14 protein-coding genes and 6 tRNA genes are annotated in these 16,458 nt (G+C 61.4%); 3 read left to right on the forward strand and 17 right to left on the reverse strand.

Going from position 1 to position 16,458, the window contains the following annotated elements:
* The 11 genes from AAHE99_RS01590 to gltX all read right to left on the reverse strand — a co-directional run bounded on the left by AAHE99_RS01590 (window position 1) and on the right by gltX (window position 6,317).
* Window positions 1–612 carry a cytochrome c oxidase subunit 3 gene (locus AAHE99_RS01590; RefSeq protein WP_342113701.1) on the reverse strand — a complete coding sequence of 204 codons (612 nt, stop codon included), beginning with the start codon at window positions 610–612 and terminating at the stop codon, window positions 1–3.
* Window positions 609–2,411: a cytochrome c oxidase subunit I gene (gene ctaD, locus AAHE99_RS01595; RefSeq protein WP_342113703.1), complete on the reverse strand. Its 1,803-nt coding sequence runs from the start codon at window positions 2,409–2,411 to the stop codon at window positions 609–611. The genes AAHE99_RS01590 and ctaD overlap by 4 nt, the downstream gene beginning before the upstream one ends.
* 11 nt (window positions 2,412–2,422) lie before the next feature.
* Window positions 2,423–3,520, reverse strand: a complete 1,098-nt coding sequence (locus AAHE99_RS01600) for a cytochrome c oxidase subunit II (RefSeq protein WP_342113705.1) — start codon at window positions 3,518–3,520, stop codon at window positions 2,423–2,425.
* Window positions 3,521–3,602: 82 nt separating this feature from the next.
* On the reverse strand, window positions 3,603–4,106 hold the full coding sequence (locus AAHE99_RS01605; RefSeq protein ID WP_342113707.1) for a hypothetical protein: 504 nt from the start codon (window positions 4,104–4,106) through the stop codon (window positions 3,603–3,605).
* 114 nt (window positions 4,107–4,220) lie between these two features.
* A tRNA-Glu gene (locus AAHE99_RS01610) sits at window positions 4,221–4,296 on the reverse strand.
* A 31-nt stretch (window positions 4,297–4,327) separates the two neighbouring features.
* Window positions 4,328–4,403, reverse strand: a tRNA-Ala gene (locus AAHE99_RS01615).
* A 25-nt stretch (window positions 4,404–4,428) separates the two neighbouring features.
* A tRNA-Glu gene (locus AAHE99_RS01620) sits at window positions 4,429–4,504 on the reverse strand.
* A gap of 37 nt (window positions 4,505–4,541) precedes the next feature.
* A tRNA-Ala gene (locus AAHE99_RS01625) sits at window positions 4,542–4,617 on the reverse strand.
* 26 nt (window positions 4,618–4,643) lie between these two features.
* A tRNA-Glu gene (locus tag AAHE99_RS01630) sits at window positions 4,644–4,719 on the reverse strand.
* A gap of 37 nt (window positions 4,720–4,756) precedes the next feature.
* Window positions 4,757–4,832, reverse strand: a tRNA-Ala gene (locus tag AAHE99_RS01635).
* A gap of 75 nt (window positions 4,833–4,907) precedes the next feature.
* A complete protein-coding gene (gene gltX, locus AAHE99_RS01640) occupies window positions 4,908–6,317 on the reverse strand; it encodes a glutamate--tRNA ligase (protein ID WP_342113708.1) in 1,410 nt (469 codons plus the stop codon).
* A gap of 84 nt (window positions 6,318–6,401) precedes the next feature.
* On the opposite strand from gltX, the gene AAHE99_RS01645 reads away from it, so the two are divergent.
* Window positions 6,402–7,028: a Crp/Fnr family transcriptional regulator gene (locus AAHE99_RS01645; protein ID WP_342113710.1), complete on the forward strand. Its 627-nt coding sequence runs from the start codon at window positions 6,402–6,404 to the stop codon at window positions 7,026–7,028.
* Here the strand turns inward: AAHE99_RS01645 and AAHE99_RS01650 are convergent.
* The 3 genes from AAHE99_RS01650 to apbC are packed head-to-tail and all read right to left on the reverse strand — an operon-like array spanning window position 7,021 to window position 9,558.
* Entirely contained in the window at window positions 7,021–7,407 is a 387-nt protein-coding gene (locus tag AAHE99_RS01650; RefSeq protein WP_342113713.1) for a DUF4399 domain-containing protein, read from the reverse strand. The two genes, AAHE99_RS01645 and AAHE99_RS01650, sit on opposite strands and share 8 nt — an antisense overlap.
* A gap of 10 nt (window positions 7,408–7,417) precedes the next feature.
* Entirely contained in the window at window positions 7,418–8,464 is a 1,047-nt protein-coding gene (locus tag AAHE99_RS01655; RefSeq protein WP_342113715.1) for a hypothetical protein, read from the reverse strand.
* An 11-nt stretch (window positions 8,465–8,475) separates the two neighbouring features.
* Window positions 8,476–9,558, reverse strand: a complete 1,083-nt coding sequence (gene apbC, locus AAHE99_RS01660) for an iron-sulfur cluster carrier protein ApbC (RefSeq protein ID WP_342113717.1) — start codon at window positions 9,556–9,558, stop codon at window positions 8,476–8,478.
* Between the two features lie 82 nt (window positions 9,559–9,640).
* On the opposite strand from apbC, the gene metG reads away from it, so the two are divergent.
* On the forward strand, window positions 9,641–11,794 hold the full coding sequence (gene metG, locus AAHE99_RS01665) for a methionine--tRNA ligase (RefSeq protein ID WP_342113719.1): 2,154 nt from the start codon (window positions 9,641–9,643) through the stop codon (window positions 11,792–11,794).
* 3 nt (window positions 11,795–11,797) lie between these two features.
* Complete coding sequence (locus AAHE99_RS01670; RefSeq protein WP_342113721.1) at window positions 11,798–12,277, forward strand: GNAT family N-acetyltransferase; 480 nt, start codon at window positions 11,798–11,800, stop codon at window positions 12,275–12,277.
* 424 nt (window positions 12,278–12,701) lie between these two features.
* Here the strand turns inward: AAHE99_RS01670 and AAHE99_RS01675 are convergent, their stop codons facing one another.
* From AAHE99_RS01675 to AAHE99_RS01685, 3 genes are all read right to left on the reverse strand, one after another.
* Window positions 12,702–14,678, reverse strand: a complete 1,977-nt coding sequence (locus AAHE99_RS01675) for a TonB-dependent receptor (RefSeq protein WP_342113723.1) — start codon at window positions 14,676–14,678, stop codon at window positions 12,702–12,704.
* Between the two features lie 168 nt (window positions 14,679–14,846).
* Complete coding sequence (locus tag AAHE99_RS01680) at window positions 14,847–15,200, reverse strand: hypothetical protein (protein ID WP_342113725.1); 354 nt, start codon at window positions 15,198–15,200, stop codon at window positions 14,847–14,849.
* A gap of 326 nt (window positions 15,201–15,526) precedes the next feature.
* Entirely contained in the window at window positions 15,527–16,429 is a 903-nt protein-coding gene (locus tag AAHE99_RS01685; protein WP_342113727.1) for a DMT family transporter, read from the reverse strand.
* Between the last annotated feature and the right edge of the window lie 29 nt (window positions 16,430–16,458).

Consider the following 16,458-nt stretch of genomic DNA (forward strand, 5'->3'; position numbering starts at 1 on the left):
TCACCTCACTGGAATGCCTATCGTTGTGCAGAACGCGCGGACGAATTCCGGCGTCACCATGTAAATCATGCTGAACACCACGAGCCACAGGACAAACAGGAAATGCCAATACTGCGCGCACAGACCAATTGCCTCCCCTGCCCTGCGCACGGCGAAAGCGCCCGCCACCATGCCGCCCATGACGTGGACCGCGTGCAGTCCGGTGATCAGGTAGAAGAAGCTGTTGGCGGGATTGGCCGCCACACCATAATCGGCCGCCGCCATAGCCTGCCAGGCGTAGAGCTGGGACAGCACGAACATGGCGGACAGCACCAGCGCACCGATCGCCGTGCTGCGCGCCGATTCGCGGCGGCCGGCGGCAACGTGGCGCCGTGCCAGCTCCCACGCCAGGCTGCACAGCACCAGCAGGCCGGTGCTGCAATACAGCTGCCAGGGGATGTAGCCGATTGGCCGCCAGTCTTCATAAGCCGCGCGCATCATGTAGGCCACGCCGAACAGGCCGAACAAGGTGGTCACCACCACCATGAAGACCCACAGGCCGATGCGGCGCGCGCCTTGCGGCCAGGCCGGGCCGCCGCCGTCGCCCGCGCGCAGGGCTGCGTTGGCGCTCATTTCGGCACCTCCGCCGGGTCATGGTGTGGCGCCGAACGTGACGGCGGTCGTGGCGGCGGCGCGTGCGGGTCCGCGCCAAATTCGGGGCCGGCGTTCTGCGGAATGTAGTCGCCTCCCGGGCCGTCGACGCCGTATTCGTAGGCGCCGCGATGGACGGATGGCAGCTCGGGGCCCCAGTTGCCGTGGCCCGGCGGCGTCTGCGGCGTGAACCATTCCAGGCTGGCCGCGCGCCATGGATTGCCGCCCGCCGGCTGGCCGCTGCGTACGCTCCAGAACAAGTTAAACAGGAACAGCAGCTGCGCCACGCCGACGATCAGCGCCACCACGGTGATGAAGGCATTCAGCGTATGCGCCGATTCGGGAATGAAGGCGTAGTTCTCGTAAGCGAAGTAACGGCGCGGCATGCCCTGGATGCCAAGGTAATGCATCGGGAAGAAGATCAGGTAGGAGCCGATGAAGGTGATCCAGAAGTGCGCCTGCCCCAGCGCCTCGTTATACATGCGGCCCGTGGCTTTCGGGTACCAGTGATACAGTCCGCCAAATACCGCCAGCACCGGCGACACGCCCATCACCATATGGAAGTGCGCCACCACGAAGTAGGTATTCGAGAGCGGAATGTCGACGCTGACGTTGCCGAGGAAGAGCCCCGTCAGGCCGCCGATCAGGAAGGTGCTGATAAAGCCCAGCGCAAACAGCATCGGCACGGTCATGTGGATATCGCCGCGCCACAAGGTCAGCGTCCAGTTATAGACCTTCAGCGCAGTCGGCACGGCGATGATCAGCGTCGTCGTCGCAAAGAAGAAGCCGAACCACGGGTGCATGCCGCTCACGTACATATGGTGCGCCCACACCACGAAACTGAGGCCGCCGATGATCACGATGGCCCACACCATCATGCGGTAGCCGAAGATGCACTTGCGCGCATGCACGCTGATCAGGTCCGAGATCACGCCAAAGGCCGGCAGCGCAACAATGTACACCTCGGGGTGGCCGAAGAACCAGAACAGGTGCTGGAACAGCAGCGGGCTGCCGCCCTTGTAATCGAGCTGCTGGCCCATGGACACCAGGGCCGGCATGAAGAAGCTGGTGCCAAGCAGCTTATCGAACAGCATCATCACCGCGCTGACGAACAGCGCCGGGAACGCCAGCAGCGCCAGTACGGTCGCAACGAAGATGCCCCACACCGCGAGCGGCATGCGCATCAGCGTCATGCCGCGCGTGCGCGCCTGCAGCACGGTGGTGACGTAATTCAAACCGCCCATGGTGGCCGCAACGATGAACACCGCCAGCGACGCCAGCATCACCACAATGCCCCACTCCACGCCCGGCGTACCGGGCAGGATCGCCTGCGGGGGATATAGCGTCCACCCTGCCCCGGTCGGCCCGCCCGGCACGAAGAAGCTGGCGCACAGGATCACCACCGCCAGCAAATAGAACCAGTACGACAGCATGTTCAGGAAGGGGAACACCATATCGCGCGCGCCCACCATCAGCGGGATCAGGTAGTTGCCGAAGCCCCCAAGGAACAATGCCGTCAGCAGATACACCACCATGATCATGCCGTGCATGGTGATGAATTGGTAATAGCTGTTCGGGTCGATGAAGTTGAACTTGCCGGGAAAGCCAAGCTGCAGGCGCATCAGGTCGGACAGGATCAGGCCGACGGTGCCGATGAACAGCGCCGTTATCGTGTACTGGATCGCGATGACCTTGTGGTCCTGGCTCCAGACATATTTGGTCCAGAAGCTTTGCGGTTCGTGGTGCTCTTCATCGTGGTTGTGCTGTTCACCATAAGACATGCGAGGTCTCCTCAGCGTACCGTCTTGATGTAGTCGATCAGTGCCGACATTTCCTCATCCGTCAAAGGATTGGGCGGCATGATGTTCGGATAGCCCTTGACCACAGTGGCCTTAGGGTCGTTGATGGCTTGCTTCAGGTAGGCCTCATCGACTGCGATGGTGGCGCCGCCTTCCAGCGTCTCCTGTTTGCCAAACAATCCTTTCCAAGTCGGGCCGACGCTGGGCGCGCCGTCGACGCTATGGCAGGCCACGCAGCCTTTGGACTGTGCGATCAGCCGGCCCTGCTTGCCCGGCTCGGCCGGCCCGCCGACGCCGCCCGGCGCATTGGCGCCGCTGAACGTCGGCTGCTTCGCCAGCCAGGCGTCGTAGGTAGCCTGCTCGTCCACCACCACCGCGCTGCGCATATTCGAATGCCCCACCCCGCACAGCTGGGCGCACAGCACTTCGAAGCGCCCGACCTGGGTCGGCGTCAGCCAGAAATGCGTTACCAGGCCCGGCACCATATTCATGCGGGTGCGGAACTGCGGCACATAGAAGTCGTGCAGCACGTCCTGCGCGCGCAGCAGCACCTTGACCGGCTGGTTGAGAGGGATGTGGATTTCGGCGCCATCGACCAGCACATCGTCCTGCCCGGCCGGATCTTCCGGATTGATGCCGAAAGGATTGGTGGCATTGATAAAGCGCACATCGGTCGCCCCGAGCTTGTTGTCCTTGCCCGGCAGGCGGTAATGCCAGTCCCACTGCTTGCCCATCACCTCGAACACGGTGGCGTTCGGCGGCGGGTCGATCAGCTGGGCATACACGTGCAAGCCCGGCGCCAGCATGGCGACAATGCCGAGCGAGGTGGCGCCGATCAGCCACCACTCCAGCTTGCGGTTATGCGACTCCGCTGCGGCGCGATGGCCTTCGCGGTGGCGGAACTTGACCACGGCGTAGGCGACGAACAAGTGGATAACGATGAAGAGAATGGCGCAGATCACCAGGGTGATCATGAAAGCATCATCCATCGCCTGCCAGTTGGAAGCGATGGGAGTCAGCCACCAGGGGCTGAGCCAATGAAAAATTATTGCGCCAAGAACAATCAGGATGAGGGAGATTGCCAACGCCATAAATGATAAGCCCGGTTAGTTATGGGGAAACTACACACGGCTACGCCCCGCCGATGGGCGGGGCGCTATTGCTAAGGCTTATTTATTCGCGTTTTTCAGGCCGTTCCAGCATGCGGTAGAACAATGCGCAGCAAGCGCCGAAGACAACGTGGGCGGCGAAGGTGCCCCAGCCGCGTATCTCCGAGAACCAGGTGAAGGCTTCCGACATGCCGTAAAAATTCAGCACATACAGCAGTACGCCGAAGGCCGCGCCCGTCAGCGTCACCAGTCCCAAGCTCGAATCGAGCTGGAACGGGGCGATGATGGCCGCCAGCATCATGGCGAAGGTAATACCGAGGATGTAATGGACTGCCAGCGCTGCAATCACGACAGTGAGGTCGTAGCCGGAGGTTTGCAGCACCTCCCAGCCCATGACCATTGCTGCCACCATGCGGGTTGTCAGCCAACGGTCACCGCCTTGGGCGGTGGCCCACATCAACTCCAGCAACATCAGGATACCGCCAGCTCCGAAACCGGCGATGGCTGCGGCGGTCCAGTCAGCCTGGCGCGCCACCCAGCGATGCGATTGCAGCATGCGAAGTTCCATGACTTCCTCCTGAGCAGGGTTCGTAACTCATATTAGTACGCAAACCACGAAGATGCAAAGGAGTTAAGCTTGCACGCTTTTTAGGCAGTCTTGGAAGCTGGTAAGAAGAATTGATGGCGTCCCCACGGGGATTCGAACCCCGGTACTCACCGTGAAAGGGTGATGTCCTAGGCCTCTAGACGATGGGGACCTGTTGGACTGATGCTACGTTGTGCCTTTGATGGTGGAGGTAAGCGGGATCGAACCGCTGACCTCTTGCATGCCATGCAAGCGCTCTCCCAGCTGAGCTATACCCCCCTGGGCACAACATATTGCGAAAAGCTGGCGTCCCCACGGGGATTCGAACCCCGGTACTCACCGTGAAAGGGTGATGTCCTAGGCCTCTAGACGATGGGGACCATATGGACTTTCCGTACTACTCAATCTCTGCCGCGTTGGTGGAGGTAAGCGGGATCGAACCGCTGACCTCTTGCATGCCATGCAAGCGCTCTCCCAGCTGAGCTATACCCCCATGCTGGCACAGATTGTTACTGCTCTTGGCGTCCCCACGGGGATTCGAACCCCGGTACTCACCGTGAAAGGGTGATGTCCTAGGCCTCTAGACGATGGGGACCCTGGACTAACTTTTTACTGCTTTTCCTTCGCTAAACTGGTGGAGGTAAGCGGGATCGAACCGCTGACCTCTTGCATGCCATGCAAGCGCTCTCCCAGCTGAGCTATACCCCCGTTTTCGAAGGAGACAGAAGTATAGCAGCCCTTCCGTAATTTGCAAATGCTAATTTGCAAGATTGTCGAAAATATTTAGACGTGGGCTGCCAGGCGTGCCGCCACAGTGTCGCGCCCAAACAGCGCCAGCACCGCGTCGATGGCCGGGGTCTGCAGCTGGCCCGCAACGATCAGGCGCAGCGGCATGGCCAGCTGAGGCATCTTCAGGTCGTGGGCGGCCAGCACTTCCTTGATCATGGCGGCGATGGCTTCCTTGCTCCACTCAACGGTGGCAATACGCGCGGCGAAGTCGGCCATGGCTGGCTTGACGGCGTCGGTGTAGTGCTGGGCCATCAGGGCTGGGTCCGGCTGCGGGGCGCGGAAGAACAGCATGGCGGCGTCAGCCAGTTCCACGATGGTGTTGCTGCGGTCCTTCAGCAAGCCGATCACGGTGGCCAGCTCAGGCGCTCCTTCGAACACGGCGCCGGCCGCCAGCATCGGCTTTTTGGCCAACTCGGCCAGGCGGGCGTTGTCGGCCTGCTTGATCCAGTGGTTGTTGACCCAGGCCAGCTTGTCGAAATCGAACTGGGCCGACGAAGCGGTCAGGCTTTCCAGGTTGAACCATTCAATGAACTGCTCCATCGAGAACAGCTCGTCGTTGCCGTGCGACCAGCCCAGGCGCGCCAGGTAGTTCTTCATCGCTTCCGGCAGGTAGCCCTTGTCCGCGTAGTCGATCACGCTGACGGCGCCGTGGCGCTTGGACAGCTTGGAGCCGTCCGCGCCCAGGATCATCGGCAGGTGGCCGTACTCCGGCAGGTCGGCGCCGATCGCGCGCAGGATGTTGATCTGGCGCGGGGTGTTGTTGACGTGGTCGTCGCCGCGCAGCACGTGGGTGATCTGCATGTCCCAGTCGTCGACGGCCACGCAGAAGTTGTAAGTCGGGGTGCCGTCAGGACGGGCGATTACCAGGTCGTCCAGCTCCTTATTGGAAATGGTGATCGGGCCTTTGACCACGTCAACCCAGGTCACGTCGCCATCCAGCGGGTTCTTGAAGCGCACCACCGGCTTGCGGTCGGCCGGGATGGCCGGCAGGGTCTTGCCCTCTTCCGGACGCCAGGTGCCGTCGTAGCGCGGCTTCTCGCCGGCGGCGGTAGCCTTGTCGCGCATGGCCTGCACTTCTTCCGGCGAGGAATAGCAATGGTAGGCGGTGCCGGCGGCCAGCATCTGCGCTACCACTTCGCGGTAGCGGTCCATGCGCTTCATCTGGTAGAACGGGCCTTCGTCGTGCTGCAGGCCGAGCCACTCCATGCCGTCGAGGATGGCTTGCACCGCTTCCGGGGTCGAACGTTCCAGGTCGGTGTCCTCAATACGCAGCACGAAAGTGCCGCCGAAGTGGCGAGCGTAAGCCCAGGAGTACAGCGCAGTGCGTGCGCCGCCCAGGTGCAGGAAGCCGGTCGGGCTCGGAGCGAAACGGGTACGGACAGGTTTTGCTGGTGCGGTGGTCATCTCGGTAACAAGCGGAAGATATAAAACCCGCTATTTTACCTGCAAACCCTGCCAACGCCCCCTGCCCTCGCGCATAATACGACTATGTACGATGACTTCCTGACATTTCGCGACCGCCATGCCCAGCTGCGGATGCGCCGCCACCAGATCAGCCGCGAGGATTATGACCAGATCACACGCCTGCTGCAGCCGATTGTGCGCCCGGTCAGGGCGCGCAAGGATGAATTCCTGCAAAAGGTCGGCGAACCCGCCACCACGATCTTCTGGATTGCCGAGGGCGTAGCGCGCAACGGCCTGGCAACGCCGGACGGCGATATGGTGACGGTGCGCTTCGCCTCCGAAGGCGATAGCGCCAACGCGCACGAAGACATCCTCGCCCTTGGTGGCGAGCTTGCACGCATCTATTTCATCGCTGCCGAAACGGCGCTGCTGGCGTATGCCTTCGATTGGGATGACCTGGTCCGGGTCCGGGCCGCGCATCCCGAGATGGAGCGCCATTACCAGCGCACCCTGCACCATATCGTGCAAGACTACTCGGTGCAGGAGCAGGCGCGCGTGGCAAGTCTGTCGGCCGAGGAAAAACTGGCCCAGTTCCGCGCCGAATATCCGGGCTTGGAGTCGCGCGTGCGGCAGAAAACGCTGGCCGCCTATATCGGCGTAACCCCTGCTTATTTCTCGCAGTTGCTACGCCGGGAAGCGAAAATTACTTGACGGTGACCGTAATCGTCTTGGACAGGCCCGGCCCGTAGCTTTGGTGGGCGCCGTTGGCGAACTGCATGGTCAGCTTGTAGGTGCCAGGCGGCAGGGTGACGTCGGTCTCGGTCTGGCCTTTACCGAAGTGCAGGTGCTTCTCGTCGAACGGGATCGACTCCCCTACTTTCATGCTGTCGCCGTTGATGATCAGGTGGTGGTGGCCGGTGTTGTTGTCCATGCTGCCGGCAGGTTTGACTTCCATGCCAGTCACGGCGAATTTGACCTTGAACGGGCTGCTGACTACCGCGCCGTTCTTGGGCTCAGTGAAATCCACCGACTGCGCCGCCGCGCCGCCTGCCGCCAGGGCCAAAGTAATGGCCGCCAGGATCTTCTGCATGTTTGTCTCCTTATTTAAGTGGGATACCAACGTACTTCACGATCAGGCCCTTTGGTCCGACTGCCCATCCGGCACCGGATGCAGAAAAGCCAACGGCATTCAGTTTCGTTTCCTTTTCGATAATTGTCCAGCTTTTGCCACCGTCCCTGGTGTAGCCGGAGCCGGCCAGGCCGACCGCCACAAAGGTGTCGCGCGCGCCCGGCACCGGCACCACGGCGGACATGAAGCCCGCCGGCAGGATTTGCGCCGGTGCCCAGCCCGCGCCGCCATCGCTGCTGGCGGCGCCGTTCAGGGTGTCCAGCGTGGTTTCCTTGTAGTCGCCGCCGACGGCGAAGCCGCGTCCACCGGCGCCAAAGCCGACCGAAAACGCGCCCTTGGTCGCTGCCGCCGCAGGAATCGGCAGCTCCGCGGCCTGCCAGCTACGGCCACGGTCGGCCGAACGGAATGCTCGCGCCTTGGCTGCGCCGCCGGTGACGAACCACGCGTCGCCATTCCCGGCCACGCTCAGGCAGGTGCCGCTGGCGGCAAAGGCGCCCTCCTGCGGCAAGGCTGCCAGGCCTTTCGGATCGTCGACCAGTTGCCAGTTTTCGCCGCCATCGTTGGTGACCAGCACCTGGAACGCGCCGCGTACCGGGTCGCCGAAGACGATGCCGTTTTTGCTGTCCCAGAACGCCATGGCGTCCCAGAAGCCTTCGGACTCCTTGTTCACCACCAGCAGTTGCCAGGTGGCGCCGCCGTCACGCGTGCGGTACATGCGGGAGGCAGCGCCGGGGCCGGCGCCCATGATGATGGCGGTGTTGGCGTCGAATGCTTCGATGTCGCGGAAGTCGAAAGCTTCCGCGTCCGGTACCGGAAGGCGTGTCCAGGTCTCGCCGTCGACGGTGCGCAGGACGGTGCCCTTGGCGCCACTGGCCCAGGCGACCTTGGCGCTGACGACCGACAGGCCGCGCAGCTCGGCCTCGCTGGCAACCGGCTGCCGCTGCCACGCCGCAGCCGTCGTCGCCGCGGCGGAAGTGGCGACGGCGAAGGCGATGGCGGCGCTAGCCGCGAGGCTCACGGCGCGCCGCATCAGTCGTGTTTAATGACGATGCTAGGGAACTTGCTGCTCATATCCTTGGCCTTCTCAGCGACCTTGACGGCCACCTTGCGCGCGATCGCCTTATAGATCGCCGCCTCCGGCCCATCCGGCTCGGCAACCACGGTCGGCTTGCCCGAATCCGCCTGCTCGCGGATCGCCAGCTTCAAAGGCAGCGCGCCCAGGAAATCCACGCCGAAATCGGCACACATCTTCTCGCCGCCGCCATGGCCGAAGATCTCTTCGGTATGGCCGCAATTCGAGCAGATATGGGTGCTCATGTTCTCCACCACACCCAGGATCGGGATGCCGACCTTCTCGAACATCTTCAGACCCTTGCGCGCATCCAGCAGTGCGATGTCCTGCGGCGTGGTCACGATCACCGCGCCGGTGACCGGCACCTTCTGCGACAGGGTCAGCTGGATGTCGCCAGTACCCGGCGGCATATCCACGATCAGGTAATCCAGGTCGCGCCAGTTGGTCTGCTCTAGCAGCTGCTGCAAGGCCTGGGTCACCATCGGGCCGCGCCACACCATCGGCTCGTCCGGATCGATCAGGAAACCGATCGAAGAAACCTGCACGCCATGGCCTTCCATCGGATCCATGGTCCTGCCGTCGGACGTGGTCGGACGGCCGGACACGCCCAGCATCATCGGCTGCGACGGACCGTAAATATCGGCATCCAGCACGCCAACCGCAGCGCCTTCGGCCGCCAGCGCCAGCGCCAGGTTGACGGCGGTGGTCGACTTACCCACGCCGCCCTTGCCGGAGGCAACGGCAATGATATTCTTCACGTTCGGCATCAGCTTCAGGCCGCGCTGCACGGTGTGGGAGATGATCTTGCTGTGGACGTCCAGGTTGACTTTAGCGCCCAGCTGCTGCAAGGCAGCCAGCACATTGGCGCGGATCGCATCGATCTGCGATTTGGCCGGATAACCCAGCTCGATTTCCAGGGAGATTTCGCCGCCCTCGACCTTCAGGTTGCGGACCGATTTGGAGGAGACGAAGTCTTTTGTTGTATTCGGGTCAATTACTTTAGACAGGGCAGATTTGACGTCTTCTACGGTGATACTCATGCAATTCTCCATTGGTGATGGCGCAGTCTAGCGCATCCGCTGGTAAAATGCTCTTTTTATCCACCTTAATAGCGCATCAATTATGACTCGCAAGCTGTTCGTCACCACTGCCCTGCCATACGCAAACGCTGCCTTCCACATCGGCCATATGATGGAGTACATCCAGGCCGACATCTGGGTCCGTTTCCAGCGAATGCAGGCCGAGGGCAACGGTTTGCGCGAAGTCCACTTCGTGGGCGCCGACGACACCCACGGCACCCCGATCATGATCGCCGCTGAAAAGGAAGGCATCACCCCGCAGGAATTCGTTGCCAAGATTGCCGCTGGCCGCGCCCAATACCTGGACGGTTTCCATATCGCTTTTGATAACTGGTACAGCACCGATTCGCCGGAAAATGTCGAACTCTCGCAAGGCATCTACCGCAAGCTGCGCGATGCAGGCCTGATCCAGACCAAGACCGTCGACCGCTTCTTCGACCCGGTCAAAGGCATGTTCCTGGCCGACCGCAATATCAAGGGCGAGTGCCCGAAGTGCCACGCCAAGGACCAATACGGCGACAACTGCGAAGTGTGCGGCGCGGCTTACCAGCCGACCGAACTGATTAACCCGTTCTCGGTCTTCACCAACGCCACCCCGATCCTCAAGCCTTCGGAACAGTACTTCTTCAAGCTGTCCGACCCGCGCTGCTTCGAGTTCCTGCGCGACTGGCTGAACACCCCGGGCCGTTTGCAGCCGGAGATGGTGAACAAGGTTTCCGAGTGGCTGGGAGAAGCCGGCGAAAAGCTTGCCGACTGGGACATTTCGCGCGATGCGCCCTACTTCGGCATCCCGATCCCGGACGCACCGGGCAAATACTTCTACGTCTGGCTGGACGCGCCGGTCGGCTACCTGGCTTCGCTGAAGAACTACTGCGGCAAGAAAGGCCTCGACTACGACGCACTGCTGGCCGATCCAGGCACCGAACAGATCCACTTCATCGGCAAGGACATCGTGTCCTTCCACCTGCTGTTCTGGCCAGCGATGCTGCAGTTCGCCAAGCATCCGACCATCGACCGCATGAAGGTTGCGGTGCACGGCCACCTGACCGTGAACAATGAAAAGATGTCCAAGTCGCGCGGCACCGGCATCTCGCCGCTGCGCTACCTGAACCTGGGCATGAACCCGGAATGGCTGCGCTACTACCTGGCCTACAAGCTGAACTCCCGTGTCGAAGACCTGGACTTCACCGGCGACGACTTCGTGGCGCGCGTGAACTCCGACCTGATTGGCAAGTTCGTCAACATTGCATCCCGTTGCGCTGGCTTCATCGCCAAGAAGTTCGACGGCAAACTGGCATCCTCGCTGTCCGCCTCCTCGCAGGAGTGGATCAAGAAGGCACTGGTGGCGGAAGACGGCACCGAACGGCAGGCGTCCATCGCCGCCAACTTCGAATCGCGCGAATTCGGCAAGGCGCTGCGCGAGATCATGGAAATCGCAGACGTCGCGAACCGCTTCGTGGACGAAAACAAGCCATGGGTACTGGCCAAGGACGAATCCAAGGTTGCCGAGCTGCACGACGTGTGCACCACCGCCCTGATCCTGTTCCGCCAGCTGACCATCCTGCTGTCGCCAGTGCTGCCAGGCGTTGCCACCAACGTGCGCAGCTTCCTGAACGACGCGGCCTACACCTGGGCGGACACCTCGGTCGCTTCCGGCGCCGCCTTCGAGCCGCTGCTGGGCCGCACCATCGGCGCCTACAGCCACCTGATGACCCGCGTGGATGCCAAGATGATCGAAGACCTGTTCGACGCGCCGGCTCAGCAAGCCGCAGCAGCCGCGGCCCCTGCGGCTGCCGCTGCCGCCCCCGCCGACGCGGCTGAAGCACCAGCCGCCGGCGACATCGAAGAACTGGGCCCGGAAATCTCGATCGACGATTTCGCCAAGATCGACCTGCGCATCGCCAGGATCGTCAACTGCGAACACGTGGAAGGCGCCGGCAAGCTGCTGCGCCTGACCCTGGACGTGGGCGAAGGCCGCCACCGCAACGTCTTCTCCGGCATCAAATCGATGTACAAGCCGGAAGACCTGGTCGGCAAGCTGACCGTCATGGTCGCCAACCTGGCGCCGCGCAAGATGAAATTCGGCATTTCCGAGGGCATGGTGCTGGCCGCCTCCGCCAAGGATGAAAAAGCCAACCCAGGCATCTACGTCCTGAACCCATGGCCAGGCGCCGAGCCAGGCATGCGCGTCCGCTAAGCAATGGACATAATAGTTCGCGAAGCGACCGCTGAAGATGCGTCACTGATCGCCGAGCTCACGCGCAAAGCGTGGGCCGGCAAAGTGCACGTCACCTCCAGCGGACACCGTGAAACCGCCGTAAACGTCGCCGACCACCTGCGCGACGGCGGCGGTTTTATTTTGCTCGATGGCGACAAGCCGATCGGCTCCGTGCGCTGGCTGCCGCTGGAAGGCTATCCGGACGTATGGGAAATCCTGCGCATGGGCGTGGTCGCCGACTACCGCGGCACCAACCTCTCGCAGCACCTGCTGGAAGCCGTGATCCACCACGCGCTCGCCACCGGCATCGAAGAACTGCGCCTGGCCGTGCGCAGCGACCAACCCAAGCTGATCGACTTCTACACCGCTTACGAATTCTCCCTCGCCGAAGAACTCGAATACTCCCACGCCAACCCGCTCGAACCAGCGCCGCTCGTCATGCGCCGCCTGCTGAAGTACTGACGAACTTCAATACAGCGCTGCGCACCACGCCTATGATGGGAAGGCTCCCTTCCCTCTTCATGGCAATGAGTTTCTCCAAGAGCAAGTGGTTAGCTTACACCCTCATGGTCGGCATCATTCCAATGCTAACCCGGTTGCTTGCGTGGGTGACGACGAATCATGGTCTGATCGAGCCATTTGCAGCTGTCGATGTCATCGCACTTGGACTCGTGGGCCGTTCTGATAAGCAGTCTTTTCCTTGCTGCCATTTCGACTTTTGTAAGTCTCGTGGTTTTACATCGGCTAGCCAAGTGAGGGCCTTGGCGTCTCAATCTGGTCAATTATCGATACGAACAAAAAGTACCCGTCGGAACGGACGAAAGCCCGTCTCGCTGCGCGCGCTGCTCTTGCCCGCAAACGCGGGCAGGAATAGCGGACCAGGCTTTCAGAACTGCGCGTTCAACGTCAGTTTGAAGCTGCGCGGGGCGCCGGGCATGATGTTGTTGTCGCCATGGGCGGATGCGTAGTATTTCTTGTCGAATAAATTCTCCACGTTCAGCTGCAGGCGGTAGTCGTTGCCGATACTGTAGTAGAGCGCGCCGTCGATGCGGGTGTACGATGGCAGCAACACCGTGTTGGCGGTGGAAGTGAAGATGCAGTCGCGGTACACCACGCCCAGCGCGGCGCCCAATCGCGCGTTCACGTCAACCCGGTTCCACAGCGAGAAGGTATGGCGCGGCACCTGGGCCACGCGGGCTCCGGCTTTGACCGTGGCTGACTGGTCGGCGGTCAGCTCGGCGTCCTGGTAGGCATAGCCGCCTGCCACACTCCAGGCGCGTGTTACCTGTCCAGACAAGCCGAGCTCCACGCCTTTGCTGGTCTGTCCGTCCACCAGGATGCTGGTGCCAGCCACCGCCCCCGGTACGATCACATTGCTGCGATCAAGCTTATAGACTGCCGCTGTCGCCGCAAGGCCCGGCGCCACGTCCCATTTGATGCCCGCTTCGTAATTGCTGAAGCGCTCCGGGTCAAAGGTCTTGTTGGTGACGCTTAGCGACGTCAGCTGGTCGCCGCTGCGCGGCGCGAAAGCGCGGCTATAGCTGGCGTAGATCGACACTGTCGGCACTGGCTTATAGATCAGCCCTGCGCGCGGCGACACCGGCGTATCGGTGACCTCAAGCTCCGCCGCGGTGAGGCGGTTGCGGTGTTCAACGTTGAAACGGTCATAGCGCACACCCAGCACCGCCTGCCATTGCGGCGAAAGCTCCAGCTGGTCCTGAAGGTAGCCGGATGCCACATGGGCGATGCTGGCGCTGTCGCTGCTGATCGTTGCGAAGCTGACGCCGCCCGTATACAGCGGCGCGCTCGCCGGCATGGTCGGGGCTCCACCCGGGAACACGCCATTGCGCCGCACCCCGTCTGTCTCCTGCCGGCCGAATTCGGCGCCGAAAGCCAGCTTGTGTCGAACCGGGCCCATGGCGAGCGAATACAGCAGGTCAGTCTGGTTGAAGCGGTTGTCGCGCCTGGTTTCATCGCGATAGGCGCCAACCGCGAGACGGCCGGTGGCCGCCGACACCGCACCGCCAGCAAACACGTTTTGGTAATACTTATCGTAATTGGCCACGCGTGCGCGATTGCGCAGCGTCAGGCCACTGCCGAAATCGTGCTCAAGCAGCGCGCTGAACGCGTTCAACCGCACCGCGTTTGGACTCAGGCTGGCATTCCCAAAGAAGGTCGAGATATCCGTTCCATATGGCCGGCCATTCAGCGACGGCAAGCCACGGTCTCCCACCCGTTCGTCCTGGAAATGCTCGTAAGCAACGCTAAGCACCGTATTGCGGCCTGCGCGCCAGGTTGCGGTCGGATTGATGCCCTTGCGCTCCAGGTGCATGCCATTTCGGAAACTATCCGAATTCTCAGCCATCGCGTTGACCCGTACGGCAAATTCCGCGTTGACCGCATCGCCAAGATCGATGGCCACGCGCTTGTGGCTATGCGCGCCGAAACTCAGTACCGCCTCGCGCACAGGCTGGTAGCGTGCTTGTTTGCTGACACGGTTGATCACCCCGCCGGCCCCGCCCCGGCCAAAAATCATCGCGCTGGAACCTTTCAGCGCCTCCACCCGTTCGATATTGTAGAAGTCGCGGTAATACATGACGTCGTCACGGATACCGTCCATATAGAAGTCACCGGTCGAGCTGTTGCCACGGAAAATGGCCGCATCCCGGTTGCCCTCGCCCTGCGAAACAACAATGCCAGGAATATAACGGATGGCGTCTGCCATGCTGGCCATCGCCTGGTCGCTGATCAAGTCGCGGGTGATGACGGTAATGGCTTGAGGAGTGTCGAGCAGCCGTGTATCGGTCTTGGTCGCTGTCGAGATTCCGGCCTGCGAGTAACCCTGCTCAGTTGAGCCAAGCACATTTACCTGAGGCAGGATTTGCGGGTCATTGGCGACGGCGATACTGGTAGAGAAAATTGCGGTTACAGCAAGTGCAATGCGGGTACGGGAAGAGGCCATTGGGACACCAATTAAACGAGAATGATTCTCATTCTATCGGTGCTCCGCTTAATATCCGCTTGACCTGGATTAAGGATTCCGAACGCGATCCTGCGTCACCGCTGCATTCATTGCGTAAATAAAGACATAGAAAAATACCGCCAGCCCAAAATGGGGCAGAAAACCGGAAGGCTTGCCTGGATTATAGGTATGGATTTCCGGCGCCCTGGCCAAATAAACCATATCGAAGAATTCACCGACCGCAATTTCCCCACAATCCCAATCACGGTATTCCCCGGCATATCGCTTGCCGCGAGCCTCAAAGGAATAGCTTATTTCCATGGTCTGGGAATAACAGTGAATATGGTCAACCCGAGCCTTTACCGGAACACCTTCACGGTATAACTCCTCATGCTGGCGCCGTCCTGGTTCCAGCATCGCCATGATGGCTGCCACTATCAGCAGCGGAATAAACAAGCGGGCCCGCAATTCTCATTTGCAAAATACATAGACGACAAGGGCGACAAATATGACGCTGATTGCAAGGGCTTTCACGGCGCGGAAACGGCAGGAGTGTTTACACTCAGCCATTCTACTTCAGTTGCGCCAACTATTGGCGCGATCAGGCCAGGGATTGGCTCGTCGCGATCGGCTTCGGCGGCTTGGGTGGCGGCTTCTCGCAGGCGGTGAGCAGGATGGCCGCAGCCAGCGCGGCAAGGGCGAGGATACGCATGGCAACCTCCGGCGGATAAAACTTGAAATTATCAGAATCAGCGCCGAGCTGTCGCACGGCCGGAGGAAATAATAATCCCCCCGACAATCAGCATAAATGCGATGGCGTGATAAAAATGCGGAGCTTCGCCCAGAATCAGCGAAGAAAGCAAGGCAGTAAATAAAGGCGTGAGATTTACAAAAAATGCCGCGACCGCCGGACCGGCCTGCTGCACACCGGCGCCCCAGCAGCGGAATGCAATAATCGCCGGACCGATGGCGACATAAGCCAGCGCCGCACCCAGCTTCCAGCTCCAGTTAATCGTCGCCGGCGATAATGCCGCTTCGCCAGCGGCAAATACGCCGGACCACACGGCGCCAAATGCCACCTGCGCCAGCAAGAAGCTGGCCCAATTCGAACGGATATCCGCCGGGCCGGTCGTGCGCGTTAATAGCCAGCTATATAACGACCAGGCAATGGTCGCCAGGATCATAAAAAGATCGCCCGCCACCAGGCGCATTTCCATTAAATGCGCCAATTCGCCGCGCGCCAATACCAGCAGCACACCGGCAATTGAAAGCACGGCACCGGCGACCTGTCGCCGCGAGACGCCGGCGCCAAAGAAAAGCCAGCCGGTCAGCATCATCCAGACCGGCATGCCGGACGCCACCAGGGTCACATTGATGGGTGTCGAACTCTGCAGGGCGAGGTATTGCAGAGCGTTATAGAGCCCGATGCCGAGCAGGCCCAGCACCGCAAAACGTTTCCAATTCAACCACAATCCGCTGTCGCCGCGAAAGACCGGCCCGGCCAATGGAAGCAGCAAAACCAGCGCAATCGCCCAGCGCAGGAAGTTCAGCATGACCGGCGGAACGTCCGGCGCGACCATCCGCCCAACGATGGCATTACCCGCCCACAGCATGGGCGGTATCGTCAGGAGGATGGCGGTACGGGTTTTCATGTTGCCCGCAAGCATACGCCAAGCGGGCA

The organism is Pseudoduganella sp. OTU4001 (assembly GCF_038440195.1).
Taxonomy (GTDB): Bacteria; Pseudomonadota; Gammaproteobacteria; order Burkholderiales; family Burkholderiaceae_D; genus Rugamonas.

Coding starts and splice junctions, on each gene's coding strand:
- AAHE99_RS01605 (WP_342113707.1), bottom strand. CDS start 4,106: ATGGAACTTCGCATGCTGCAATCGCATCGCTGGGTGGCGCGCCAGGCT.
- AAHE99_RS01685 (WP_342113727.1), bottom strand. CDS start 16,429: ATGAAAACCCGTACCGCCATCCTCCTGACGATACCGCCCATGCTGTGG.
- AAHE99_RS01650 (WP_342113713.1), bottom strand. CDS start 7,407: ATGCAGAAGATCCTGGCGGCCATTACTTTGGCCCTGGCGGCAGGCGGC.
- ctaD (WP_342113703.1), bottom strand. CDS start 2,411: ATGTCTTATGGTGAACAGCACAACCACGATGAAGAGCACCACGAACCG.
- AAHE99_RS01600 (WP_342113705.1), bottom strand. CDS start 3,520: ATGGCGTTGGCAATCTCCCTCATCCTGATTGTTCTTGGCGCAATAATT.
- apbC (WP_342113717.1), bottom strand. CDS start 9,558: ATGAGTATCACCGTAGAAGACGTCAAATCTGCCCTGTCTAAAGTAATT.
- gltX (WP_342113708.1), bottom strand. CDS start 6,317: ATGACCACCGCACCAGCAAAACCTGTCCGTACCCGTTTCGCTCCGAGC.
- AAHE99_RS01590 (WP_342113701.1), bottom strand. CDS start 612: ATGAGCGCCAACGCAGCCCTGCGCGCGGGCGACGGCGGCGGCCCGGCC.
- AAHE99_RS01680 (WP_342113725.1), bottom strand. CDS start 15,200: ATGGCGATGCTGGAACCAGGACGGCGCCAGCATGAGGAGTTATACCGT.
- AAHE99_RS01645 (WP_342113710.1), top strand. CDS start 6,402: ATGTACGATGACTTCCTGACATTTCGCGACCGCCATGCCCAGCTGCGG.
- metG (WP_342113719.1), top strand. CDS start 9,641: ATGACTCGCAAGCTGTTCGTCACCACTGCCCTGCCATACGCAAACGCT.
- AAHE99_RS01670 (WP_342113721.1), top strand. CDS start 11,798: ATGGACATAATAGTTCGCGAAGCGACCGCTGAAGATGCGTCACTGATC.